At 36.6% G+C, this 12522-nt stretch carries 14 protein-coding genes; 1 reads left to right on the top strand and 13 read right to left on the bottom strand.

The features are described 5' to 3' along the window. Positions 1-327: 327 nt before the first annotated feature. The 3 genes from ACE198_RS11020 to ACE198_RS11010 form a co-directional block, all read right to left on the bottom strand. A complete protein-coding gene (locus ACE198_RS11020; protein WP_375375612.1) occupies positions 328-450 on the bottom strand; it encodes a hypothetical protein in 123 nt (40 codons plus the stop codon). A gap of 93 nt (positions 451-543) precedes the next feature. Next, positions 544-687: a hypothetical protein gene (locus ACE198_RS11015; RefSeq protein ID WP_375375611.1), complete on the bottom strand. Its 144-nt coding sequence runs from the start codon at positions 685-687 to the stop codon at positions 544-546. Positions 688-740: 53 nt separating this feature from the next. Next, a complete protein-coding gene (locus ACE198_RS11010) occupies positions 741-1304 on the bottom strand; it encodes an SCO family protein (RefSeq protein ID WP_375375618.1) in 564 nt (187 codons plus the stop codon). Positions 1305-1891: 587 nt separating this feature from the next. Between ACE198_RS11010 and ACE198_RS11005 the strand changes: the two genes are divergently transcribed. After that, the gene (locus tag ACE198_RS11005) at positions 1892-2158 is read left to right on the top strand and encodes a hypothetical protein (protein WP_375375610.1); all 267 of its coding nucleotides are present in this window, start codon (positions 1892-1894) and stop codon (positions 2156-2158) included. Positions 2159-2223: 65 nt separating this feature from the next. Here the strand turns inward: ACE198_RS11005 and qoxD are convergent, their stop codons facing one another. The 10 genes from qoxD to hmpA form a co-directional block, all read right to left on the bottom strand. Beyond that, complete coding sequence (qoxD, locus tag ACE198_RS11000; RefSeq protein WP_375375609.1) at positions 2224-2505, bottom strand: cytochrome aa3 quinol oxidase subunit IV; 282 nt, start codon at positions 2503-2505, stop codon at positions 2224-2226. 1 nt (position 2506) lies between these two features. Next, positions 2507-3103: a cytochrome aa3 quinol oxidase subunit III gene (gene qoxC, locus ACE198_RS10995; protein ID WP_375375608.1), complete on the bottom strand. Its 597-nt coding sequence runs from the start codon at positions 3101-3103 to the stop codon at positions 2507-2509. Further along, the gene (gene qoxB / locus ACE198_RS10990; RefSeq protein WP_375375607.1) at positions 3103-5049 is read right to left on the bottom strand and encodes a cytochrome aa3 quinol oxidase subunit I; all 1947 of its coding nucleotides are present in this window, start codon (positions 5047-5049) and stop codon (positions 3103-3105) included. Before qoxB ends, qoxC begins: the two co-directional genes overlap by 1 nt. A gap of 66 nt (positions 5050-5115) precedes the next feature. Continuing rightward, positions 5116-6021: a cytochrome aa3 quinol oxidase subunit II gene (gene qoxA, locus ACE198_RS10985; RefSeq protein WP_375375606.1), complete on the bottom strand. Its 906-nt coding sequence runs from the start codon at positions 6019-6021 to the stop codon at positions 5116-5118. A gap of 76 nt (positions 6022-6097) precedes the next feature. Continuing rightward, positions 6098-6742 carry a deoxyribose-phosphate aldolase gene (gene deoC, locus ACE198_RS10980; RefSeq protein WP_375375605.1) on the bottom strand — a complete coding sequence of 215 codons (645 nt, stop codon included), beginning with the start codon at positions 6740-6742 and terminating at the stop codon, positions 6098-6100. A gap of 25 nt (positions 6743-6767) precedes the next feature. Continuing rightward, positions 6768-8243, bottom strand: a complete 1476-nt coding sequence (locus ACE198_RS10975; protein ID WP_375375617.1) for an aminotransferase class I/II-fold pyridoxal phosphate-dependent enzyme — start codon at positions 8241-8243, stop codon at positions 6768-6770. A 42-nt stretch (positions 8244-8285) separates the two neighbouring features. Continuing rightward, on the bottom strand, positions 8286-9029 hold the full coding sequence (hemQ, locus tag ACE198_RS10970; protein WP_375375604.1) for a hydrogen peroxide-dependent heme synthase: 744 nt from the start codon (positions 9027-9029) through the stop codon (positions 8286-8288). Continuing rightward, complete coding sequence (locus tag ACE198_RS10965; protein WP_375375603.1) at positions 9022-10335, bottom strand: aminotransferase class I/II-fold pyridoxal phosphate-dependent enzyme; 1314 nt, start codon at positions 10333-10335, stop codon at positions 9022-9024. Before ACE198_RS10965 ends, hemQ begins: the two co-directional genes overlap by 8 nt. A 342-nt stretch (positions 10336-10677) precedes the next feature. After that, the gene (locus ACE198_RS10960) at positions 10678-10989 is read right to left on the bottom strand and encodes an iron-sulfur cluster biosynthesis family protein (RefSeq protein WP_375375602.1); all 312 of its coding nucleotides are present in this window, start codon (positions 10987-10989) and stop codon (positions 10678-10680) included. A gap of 276 nt (positions 10990-11265) precedes the next feature. Further along, positions 11266-12480 (bottom strand): NO-inducible flavohemoprotein, encoded by a 1215-nt coding sequence (hmpA, locus tag ACE198_RS10955; protein WP_375375601.1) that lies wholly within the window; start codon positions 12478-12480, stop codon positions 11266-11268. Positions 12481-12522 lie beyond the last annotated feature (42 nt).

Here is a 12522-nt window from a genome sequence, read left to right as displayed (position 1 = left end):
ACCTTAAGAGGCCTAAAAAAATTGTCCATGCAAGCGATGCTTACTTTTGCTGCCATGAATTTGAAAAAGATGGCCAACTGGACATGGAAAAGTCCAGAAATGGCCTAGATATAGGTATAGGAAAGGTCAAAATTTTGCTCTTACGAGCAAAAAAACATAAAAAAGCATTCGATTAAGCTCATCGAATGCTTTTTGTCTACAATCTGACGCTAAAACCTTCGTTTTAGCGCTTCTTTTTTAGTATCTATACGGTGTAACAATGGTGTGAACAACCTTCTATAAATCTATAAACCTTTTTTTATCAAAATAGGACCTCAAAAGCTGATATTATTTTGTAGCAGGAACCTCTATAAATTCATCATCAGCTTCAATGCAACCTTTAATGATGGCATATGTCGCCCAAACACTTCCAATAATATAACCAAAAGAAAATAGGTATGCAAAGAACATGTGAACTCCCCCTTTTATTTAACAATCTTTTAAATATGAATGCATCATTCCAGGCGGTTAATTGGCATTAACCTCACTCCTATAATAAAAAATTTAGAGAAAATATGAACCATCCAATATCCATGTATTTTGACCATCCATATCACCTTCCATGTAAAAATCCGACAACGACAAAAAGACGTGAATTTCACGTCTCCATTTTTCGTTGATTATATGATTTGCTTTATTTGTTTTCACAATTGCCCCCTACTCTAATTATCAGCCCACCATCGATTACAAATATCATTATCTTATTTTAATAAAATACGAATATCTCTTATCATATCGTCATAAGGCACAGTCATTCCATCATAATCTTTCACGACATTCCCTTTTTGATCAATAAGATAAAAGGAAGTGCCATGGATGACTTGGTTATCTGTTCCTGGTTTTTTCACTATGGTTTTAAAATTCTTTAATGCATATTCTTCAATAAATTCTTGTGAATATCCTGTTAACAGGTGCCAATTTGACAATTCTCCATTAAATTTCATTACATACCCTTTTAATTCTTTAGGAGGGTCTACTGATGGGTCGACACTAAACGAAACGATTTCCACGTCTAAGCCTTCCTCTTTTAACATACCTTGTAGTTTCGTCATATTTGCCGTCATAGGCGGACATACGGTTGTGCAATTGGTAAAGATAAAATCTGCGACCCACACTTTCCCTTTTAAATCTGTTAAACTTATATCTTTTTCTTCTTCTGTTTTGGCATGGAAATCGTCCAATTTCCAATTTAGTGGATCTTTTATTCCTCCTTGGCAGCTAGTCAGGAGTATAATGCAGAAAAAGGATAGACAGATTTTAACAATAAGCTTCACAATTTTACCTCCTCTATTAGTAAAAAAGCCATTTTCTATGGTAAGAAAATGACTTTTATTTTAGGAAAGAGAATATTATTTCCTCCGCTCCACGTTCTCTTGCTACTGTTTGTTCTATTAATTTAAAAACATCGGGGTGAGTATGCCTTATAGGTATTATTATAATAGAAAGAAGATTGAATTTGTCCATCCAGATGGAACAAAATACTGCCATCCACTTTAGATGAGAAAGACATTTTAGTTCAAAAGAATAATGGTTTAAAAAGTATATTGATAGAGTTAGTCGGTAATTCTGCCCCCACAAGGAAAACAGCTTTCTGTGAATTAATACATCATATCTCAAAATTTCTTTTTCATCTGATTCTCACATATCACATTTTTGGCCCTTAATCCAATTAATTTTCAATATTTTCACAACAAAGTTTTGACAATTTTGTGAACAAAGTGAATAATAGTTATAAAGGGGAAGTCGCAGAAATTCTTCTTGCAAAAAAAATACAAGAGTATTATTTTTACTAAATATTAAAGCCATTTTATGCTTTTCAATAATGTATCCCCATACAAAGGAGGACATTATGATGAATTCACGTTTAAAAATATTAAATAAAACAAAATGGGCCGGCAGTTTTACATTAATGATGGGTATGATGATCTTTTTATATGGTTTTTTAAGCGATTCTAGTCCAGTCATTGGTATTGGTATAGGAACCATTGTAGGAGCCGTTCTTTTTTTCCTTATGGGAGTGTTCTTTATTACAACCGAGGAGATGGTAGAAAACACTTCAAAGGGAATTGAAATTCCACCAATGAAATCAAGAAACGGATTGTATTTAGTAAAAAAATAATCATGACTGATAGCAACTTATTAATATAAATGAAAAGAGAGCGTCCCAAAACGCTCTCCATCTTCTTACATATCCCAGAGAAAGATTAGCAATGTGCCAAAAACCGTAATTAAGGCCATGGCAATCATAAAACATACCTTACCGTATATTATCCATTTATCTTCTGTTTCACCAGCATGCATGAATACAACGAGCTGAAGGAATGCCTGAGCAAATGATGTAATAACAAGGACGGTTATACCTGCTGCAAAAGACAAATCCAAAAAGTAAACTGTAAGAGCGACTGCCGATAGTACGAGGGAAAAGACAAAACCCATCATTTGTTTTCGCGGAAATAATTCGCTCATATTACATCATTCCTTTCAAATAGATGAAACTGAAGATAAAGATCCAAACCACATCTAAGAAATGCCAATAAAGAGAGAAGATAAATGATTTATTTGCTGCTTCCGGAGTCAAGCCCCGTTTTTTTATCTGGATAAGAATAGCTGCTCCCCAGAATAAACCGAAAGAAACGTGTGCGCCATGGGTTCCTAATGTAGTCATCAGAATGGCGGTAAATGCACTAGTTTGCAGTGTAGCACTTTCATGAATATACGTAATAAATTCATCTATTTCAAAGCCAAGAAAACCTAGACCAAGAAGAAGTGTAATCACAAAAAATGTCAGCATCGCTTTTGTGCGTCCAAGGCGCATTGCATGAATACCGAGCCCGATTGTAAAACTGCTTGTCAATAATAGCAATGTTTCAAGTAAAACAGGAGTCATCTCGAAAATTTCAGCGCCACCCGGACCGTTTCCAATTCTATGCTCTAACGTAAAATACGAAGTAAAAAGAGTGGCAAATAGCATAATTTCAGCTGCTAAGAAAACCCAAAAGCCAAAAATGTTCAGTCCGTTTTGTTTTGTACTATATTCTATTGGAAGCGAGTGGTCGATTTTCATTAGTTAGCACCTCGCAATTTTGTTTCAGTTTCTTTAATTTCGTTAACAGAAATATAGCGACCATGATCTTTCTCAAATGAGCGATGGAACATACAAGCAAATATAGCAAGGGTTGAAATAATGGCTGGAATCCACAATGAAAATACTAATGAAAATCCCCATACAAAGAAAATGGCGCTCAGTATAAATGGAACCCCGCTATTACTTGGCATATGAATTTTTTCCCATTTTCCCGGGAACAGTTCATGCCCTTTCTTCTTTGAATCCCAGAATGCCTCAATGGAAGCAACATGAGGTGTAATGGCAAAATTATATTCCGGTACCGGTGTAATGGTAGCCCATTCAAGTGACCGTGCATCCCATGGATCAGCACTGATATTTCTAGGTGAATAACGAACGCTGTAGTAAACATTGTATACGATTAAAGCAAAGGCGATAGCCATTAGGCCTGCGCCTACAAATGAAACCATATTTAATGGTCCATAACCAGTTGTCTCAGAATAAGTGTACATACGGCGTGCCTGTCCGTCTAAACCAGTGATGTACATTGGGAAAAAGGCTAGGCAAAATCCGATTGATAGAAGCCAAAAGGTCCATTTGCCAATTCTTTCATTTAACATAAAGCCAAACATTTTCGGCCAATAGTAGGTAAGCCCGGCAAGCATGGCAAATACAACGCCTGGGATAATCACATTATGGAAATGAGCTACTAAGAACATGGTGTTATGGTATTGGTAGTCAGCTGCAGACATCGCAAGCATAACCCCTGTAACCCCGCCGATTACAAAGAGTGGAATAAACCCAATCGTATAAAGCATTGGGACAGTAAATCGAATCTTTCCTTTCCATAATGTAAATAACCAGTTAAAAATCTTAACTCCTGTAGGAACCGAGATGGCCATCGTTGTGATCGAAAAGAAACTGTTTGCCAAAGCCCCTTGACCCATTGTAAAGAAATGGTGGGCCCAAACCATACATGATAAAGCTGAAATGATAACCATTGAACCAACCATCGATTTATAACCATAAAGGTTACGGCTGGAAAAGGTTGAAATAATTTCGCTATATATCCCAAAGGCTGGCAATACAAGGATATAGACTTCAGGATGTCCCCAAACCCAAAACAAGTTAGCCCAGAGCATATCCATCCCGCCATTCGTGGATGCAAAGAAATGGGTGCCAAAAAGTCGATCCATGGTTCCCATAGCAAGTGCGACTGTTAATACAGGGAAAACTGTTACAATGATCAGATTCGTAACTAAAACAGACCATGTGAACATCGGCATTTTCATTAACCTCATGCCAGGTGCTCTCATCTTAATAATAGTTGTTATCATGTTAATGCCTGTCATAAGTGAACCTAGGCCGGATATTTGAATAGATAACATATAATAGTTCGTTCCGACCGATGGACTTAACTTATTCCCGGCAAGTGGAAAATAAGAAGTCCATCCTGCATCTGGTGAACCTCCGACAACAAAGGAGATATTAAATAGCATCGCTCCGAAAAAGAATAACCAAAAGCTTAATGCGTTTAATCTTGGAAAAGCAACATCACGCGCTCCAATTTGTAATGGAACAAGATAGTTCATAAAAGCAAAGATAAATGGCATTGCCATAAACATAAGCATGATAACCCCGTGTGTTGAGAAGACTTCATTATAATGCTGTGCATCCAGCAGCTTATTATCTGGTACCGCAAGCTGGGCACGCATCATAATGGCATCCACTCCCCCCCGGAATAACATTATCAAGGCTGAGAATAAATACATAATACCAATCCGTTTATGGTCCACTGTTGTTAACCATTCACGCCATAAATATCCCCATTTTTTAAAATTGGTTAAGCCCGCAATAATGGCAATCAAGGTAAGTCCAATCGCAACCATTGAAGCATAAATTGCGATACCTGTATGCGGTACGGCAAAACGTTCTAAGAATTCCATCCTTTATTAACTCCTTTCGAGATTATCTATGTTTTATCAAGAGATTATTACATAAATGATTACTATTTACTCATGATGATTGTGTTCGGACGTTTCTTTTTGTATGCTTTCTTTATTAGCTTTTTCAGGTCCATCAAACCCACTGTGATTATGTTCAGGAGGAGGATTAAAGCCTAAATGAGTGCCTGTAAATGTCATTTGTCCAAAATGACTAGGTTTTAATAGCTCATCAAATTTTTTCTCTGTTAAAGGCTTGGCTGTTTTCTTCACATCTTTAACCCATTTATCAAAATCCTTCTGAGACATTGCAGTTACATTGAACGTATTTTCGGCAGTTCCCCTACCGCTAAAGCTAGCGTTACGTCCCATCATTTCACCTGATTCATCTGCAGCTAAGTGCAATGTCGTAATCATATCTGCCATTGCATATTTTTGCCCACCAAGCTGCGGAATCCAGAAGCTTGTAATTGGTCCATATGAATAGATCTTAAATTCAATCGGACGGTCTGTTGGAATGTACAAATAGTTAACCGTTTCAATATTTTCTTCCGGGTAACTAAAATGCCATTTCCAATCAGAGGATGAAGCATAAATAACTAAAGATTCCTTATCCTGATATGCTATTGGTTTTGCTTCTACAATGTAATTGCTTTGAACAGATACGAATGATAAGTAAGAAACAATGATGACAGGAATTCCTACACAGATTGCCTCTACCCAGTTCTTTCCTTCAATGTGAGGCGGTTCATAGTCCGGACTTTGCTTTGAGGCACGATACTTAATTAACATATATATCAAAATTGTGAAAACAATAATCACAATAAATGACATGATGCTGATGGATAGCACAATATCATTGGCTTGCCTTTGGGCTTGAGGCCCTTTTGGATCAAGGACCATAAGCGGCTCACATCCCGTAAGCACTGTGATAATAGAGAAAACAAACAGCAATAAAACACTTTTTAATTTCATATAATACCCCTTTCTTTAATCTAAGAGATTTCCAAGTTTAACTTTTTATAGAATGTAATTTAATTCACAAATATAACTATAATCCAAGAATCTTCACGGCAGAACTAGTACCTATTCTTGATGCACCTGCCTCAATCATTGATTTTATATCAGCAATGTCACGAACGCCCCCAGATGCTTTAACCCCAACATTGGGCCCAACTGCTCCCCTCATTATTTCTACATCTTCTACAGTTGCTCCGTTTAAAGAAAATCCTGTTGAAGTTTTGACATAGTCTGCCCCGGCTTTCACAGAAATTTGGCATGCGCGAACTTTTTCTTCTTCTGTTAGTAAGCAAGCCTCTATAATTACCTTAACTAACGCTCTTCCTTTTGCAGCATCTATAACCACACGAATATCTTGCTCTACCATTTCATCATTTTTATCTTTCAATGCCCCGATATTGATTACTGTATCAACTTCCGTCGCGCCATTCTCAATTGCATTTTTTGTTTCAAATGCTTTTGTTTCGGGCGTATTCGCCCCTATAGGAAATCCTATGACCGTACACACATTTACATCCGAATCGCGCAAAAGGTCCGCTGATAATCTTACCCATGCAGGATTTACGCATACAGAAGCAAAACCATATTGCTTTGCTTCTTGACATAAGTTAACGATTTCTTTTTCTTTAGTGATTGGTGAAAGTAATGTATGATCTATTAATTTTGCAAAGTTCATTTATTTCGCCGCCTTTTTATTTTTTTTATTTAATTGCTAAATGTTCCTTGATAACACGAAGTGTTCTTAGTTGTTCATCCTCTGCACCTTGAACAGGAAGACCGGCTTCGATATTTTTTCTTGTGTATACTAAATTATCTTTCGTAATAATCTCACCTGGTATAAAAATTGGGATTCCAGGCGGATAAACCATTACAAATTCTGCAATAATTCTTCCAGCAGACTGTTCAAATGGAATCACTTCCGTTTCAGCGTAAAAAGCATCTCGTGATGTTAAAGCCAAAGGAGGAATCTCAGGTAACAAGACCGAACTGTCTACATTCATGTCCGCTTGAACTTTGTAATCCTGAGACAATACAGTTAATGCTTTAATAAGTGTGTGTAAATCTTTCTGTGTATCTCCAGGTGTTACAATACAAAGTATGTTGTACAGATCGGACAATTCGACTTCAATATTAAATTTATTTCGCAGCCACTTTTCAACATCAAACCCTGTTATCCCTAACTCTTTTACAGATATTAATAGTTTCGTAGAATCCATCGCGACTGCAGCACTTGATTCCAGGATTTCATGACCCATGCAATAAAGATGAGGAATTTCATTAATTTTCGAACGTGTTTCCTCGGCTTTAAGAATCGTGTCTTCCAACAGTGCTTGTCCTTCAGTGGCTAATGATTTTCTAGCTACATCTAATGATGCCAGTAATAAATAAGATGTCGAGGTAGTCGTTAGCATACTCAGAACCGCTTGGACCCGTTTCGGTGAAACTAGATTTCCCCGTAAATTTAAAATGGAGCTCTGAGTAAGGGAACCGCCTAATTTGTGTACACTTGTCGCCGCCATATCTGCCCCTGCCTCCATCGCGGATAACGGCAACTCCTTATGAAAATGAATATGTGCTCCATGTGCTTCGTCTACAAGTACTGGAATATTTCTGGAATGTGCAATGCTGACAATTTTTCTTAAATCCCCAGAGATGCCATAATAGGTTGGATTGATAACAAGAACAGCTTTTGTATCTGGGTGCAAAACTAATGCACTTTCAATAGAATCTGGTGTAATTCCATGAGAGATTCCAAAATAGGAATCTACTTCCGGATGAATAAAAATAGGAACTGCCCCTGAAAAAACAATCGCACTCATGATCGATTTGTGAACATTTCGCGGCACAAGAATTTTATCACCCGGTCCGCAAACGGACATAATCATGGCCATAATGGCCCCGCTGGTTCCCTGAACAGAGAAGAAGGTATGATCTGCACCAAATGCTTTGGCAGCTAACTCTTGTGACTGCTTTATAATTCCTTTTGGAAGATGTAAATCATCAAGAGGTCCAATGTTGATTAAATCGATTGAAAGAGCATTTTCACCAATAAATTCTCTAAACTCAGGGTTCATACCATTCCCTTTTTTATGGCCGGGAATGTGGAATTGAATCGGGTTGTTTTCTGCATGTTTTATTAATGCTGTAAATAACGGAGTTTCAAATTGGTCTACCAATTCTTTCACACCCTTTCTCATCATCTTGGAATCTGTAGTAGGTCATAGTTGTAAAAGATGATGAAAGTGTTCTTTTGAAACATACTTTCCAACAAAGAAAGAACCAAACTCGCTAAATCGGGCACTAACTTCATCAAACCGCATTTCATAAATAAGTTTTTTAAATTGAATAGGGTCATTCCCAAATAAAGCTACACCCCACTCATAATCATCAAGTCCAACAGATCCTAATATGATTTGTTTTACTTTCCCAGCATAATTTCGGCCAATTAAGCTATGGCTCCTCATCATCTGTTTGCGCTCTTCGGTAGATAACATATACCAATTTTCATTTCCGGTGCGAAGCTTATTCATAGGATAAAAACAAATGTAGTCGGTTAAAGGTATTTTCGGAAACAAACGTTCCCTAATTTCCGGTTTATGATAAGGATCCTCACCTTTAGGCAGGTAATTACTGAGTTCCACTACCGATACATACGATGTAGACTGGACAGTAAAATCAGCGAATCTTGTTTTATTAAAAGATAATTCCATTTGAGTTAATTCCTCTAGGGTTGGACGCAGAAACATAATCATGATATCTGCTTTATGACCTACTATTTGAAAGAGGGCATGGCTGCCTTCTGACCTTTCTTGACTATTAGTCCATTGGTTCCATAATTCCATCATCTCTTCAAGGATTTCTTGACGTTGATGATCACTTAGAGATTTCCAGCACTTCCAATCTATTTTGCGAAAATCTGCTAGGCAGTACCACCCTTCAAGTGTTTCTGTAGGATTAGACATTATTTTCTACCTCCTTTGTCATTACTTCATTTATTCCTGAATAAATCAATTTAAAGAGTTCTTCTATATCCTCTTCTTCCACACAAGAAAAAGCGATTCTTAAGTCAGTTGCGTTAATGGCTATAGTGCCTACTCCATATTCGTCTAACAAATGAAGTCTCAGCTTTTCAGCATCAACATTTAATAGCTTTAAACACATAAAATATCCGGAGTTAAATGGATAAAATCCCCAAACCTTCTTATAAATTTCCTGGCTGACAATCTCTTTTACCTTTATTGCTCTGCGCTTCATTACCTCAAACTTTTCATGTTTTTCAATATCAAATTCAATAGATTGCAATGAATTTAAAACAATTGTCTGAGATAGGTGGGAACTACTAGAAATCGTCCCACGGATTAGACCTCTTGTTTTCTGTTCCAGTATTTCTAATATTTCTGGACTCTCAGAAGCAAAGGTAATGAACCCAACTCTAAGTCCCCATACATACGTTTCTTTTGTTGGCCCGTCCACCTTGATAGGCAATATTTTTGGATGGAGTTCGGTTAAACTCCCAAATAAAGATTCTTTTACCGAATCTCCGTAAAAAAGCCCGAAATAGGCATCATCAAGTATGACAACAACATTAATACCCGCTTCTGCCGCTCCCTTAACCACTGAAATAATTCCTTTAACTTCCTCTTCTCCAGGGGTGTATCCTGTTGGGTTATTCGGGAAGTTTAGAAGCACGATTGCCTTACCTGTATCTTTTTGTTCCAGTAAACGTTCCCTGAATGCCGATACATTAAATTTTCCAAACTCATCAAAAAGCATAAAAGTCTTAAGCTTGGCGCCTCGTCGGATATGAAAAATATGTTGATAATTACCCCAAAATTTATCTGGAAGGATAATAGCGTCGTTCTCATCAACAAATAGATCTGCGGCAAGACTTAACCCATGGGTTAAGGCATTGGTTGTAATAGGAAGCCCAATACTTTTATCCACCAGGGACGGATTTTCCCGTAGTAATTTCTTCTTCCATTCCAAACGTAATTCTAATTTTCCGGAAGGCGGGGCGTACGGGTAAATATCCACAGGGGAATAACTCTGTAATGTTTCCTGTATATGTTCAAAATGCATTGGCATATTCTTTTCAGTAGCAATTCCTATTGTTGCATTAAAACGAGTAGCTTTTTTGCTTGCTTCAGCACTTTGACTTAAGATACCTTGTGGATAATATAGCTTCTTGCCTAAATTGGATAATAAGTCATATACATTAGAATTATGTGTAATTAAGTCATCATTTAGCTTCCTGGCAAGTTCGTTCATTTGATCTCTCCTTTAAAACTTAACCAACCTTATTTTTACTTCTATTTGTGAATAGTTCATTGTGAGCCGATTCACAAATTTGCCGATAATTATCATTATTTAATCGCTTGCGTTTGGTAGATTCAAATCTACACTCTAATAATAAAAGATTTAACATTTTTTTAATCATCCATTTATACACTTTTTTAACCATCCATTTACTAAAAAGAGCACACATGAATACAATCCCAATAGGATAGAATTCATGTGTGCTCGAAATCATATTATATTGATGCTTTAAAAGAATGCCTAATAACATCCACATATAAACTCATTGAATGATTTTATGTCTGAATTAAAGGCTTATACAAATTTTATTCCCACTCTATTATTGAAAATTTGATTTTTGTTTTTAAATACAAAAAACCCTCCTACATAGTCAATTACCAACTGATGGTCATATGCTTCCTCAAAGCTTTCGTCAAATAAAAAATCAATATTATTTACCGTAATTGTTTTTTCAATAGGAGAAACAGTTCTTCTTGGAATGACAAGAATCTCATAAATAGTATTGACTATATCACAGCTACCTTTATCAAAGGATAATTGAACCATTTTATCATTACCTACCTGCTTAAGTGCTTTATTGGCGTTATTTGTAACAGTTAACTCCATAAATATACCTCCTAGAATTTTATAAAAAATTTACTTTAAATGCGATTATAAGAAAAAACAAATTTTTATGGACCATCCAATTCAATCATATTTTTCCAATCCACATAGAAAAATATTTTCTTTTTATAACAAAATTGCAACAGTTGGAACAATAAAAGAAATAGAAGCCCTTATTAAATTAAAAAAAGGACGCAATTCTTTATATGGAATCGCGCCCCATTTGTTTAATAGAGAAGTTCTCACTACAAAATTTTTTTGTCCTCTTAAAACGAATTTTTATTCTTCTAAACTACCTTTTGGTCCGAAGAATTCAAAGTGGATCCTCTCTTCTTCTACACCCAAGTCTTTTAGTGAACGGTAAATCGCCTTCATGAACGGGCTTGGACCACAGAAATAAAAGTCTGAATCATTAATCACCACATTGTTTTTTAACCAATCTTGAGTCACATACCCTTCAAAGTCAAAACAGTTGTTTTGGTGGTCCTCCTCTGTTGGTGAATTATAAAATACAAAAGATTTCACATTGTCATTTAAGGCGATTTTTTCCACTTCTTCTTTTAAAGCGTGCACGCTGCTGTTTTGGGCAGCATGAATGAATGTTACTTCACGTTCCTTCTGGGTCTCAACAATCGTTTTTAGCATACTTACCATCGGAGTTAGGCCGACACCGCCGCTTAAGAGGACAACAGGTGATTCTACATTTAAATTCAAGACAAAATCCCCAGCAGGTGCACTTACCTTAAGAATGTCACCCTCATTTACATGGTCATGAAGGTAATTTGAGACCTTACCGTCAGGCATTTGTGTACCCGCTTCACGTTTGACACTAATTCGATAGTGATCTTTTCCCGGCGCATCCGAAAGGCTGTATTGACGGATATGCGTAAACGTTTCGCTTTCCATTTCCAACTTAATGCTAATGTATTGTCCGGGCAGGAAGTCTGCAATTTCCTTTTGATCTTTTGGTTTTAAATAAAAAGAAGTGATAACATCGCTTTCCACTACTTTACGATCGACTATGAAATGACGAAATCCATCCCAGCCTCCGTTCTGATTAGCCGCTTGATCGTACAATTCAGCCTCAATACTAATAAACATATCAGCAATAACACCATAGGCCTCGGACCATGCATCAATAATTTCATCTGTCCCGGCTTCCCCTAGTACATCCTTGATTGCAAGGAGCAGGTATTTTCCTACTATCGGGTAATGTTCTGGCTTTATTCCAAGACTACGGTGCTTCTGGTTAATTTGTTTAACCACTGGACCAATAACAGAAAGATCATCGATATATTTGGCTGCAGCATATACTGCGCTTGCTAAAGCCCTTTGTTGCTTGCTTTGTTTTTGGTTTGCATGATTAAAGATATTTAGGAGTTCAGGGTGATCTTCAAACATTAATTGATAAAAACGAATTGTAATTTTTTCCCCATGTTGTTCCAATACCGGAACAGTTGATTTTACAATGTCTATACTTTTTTGGTTTAACAAAATAAACACTCCTTTAAAATGGTTAATAAACACTATCCTTAC

It is taken from the genome of Neobacillus sp. KR4-4, assembly GCF_042136325.1.
GTDB lineage: Bacteria > Bacillota > Bacilli > Bacillales > Cytobacillaceae > Neobacillus.
This window is presented reverse-complemented; position numbering and strand designations above follow the sequence as displayed.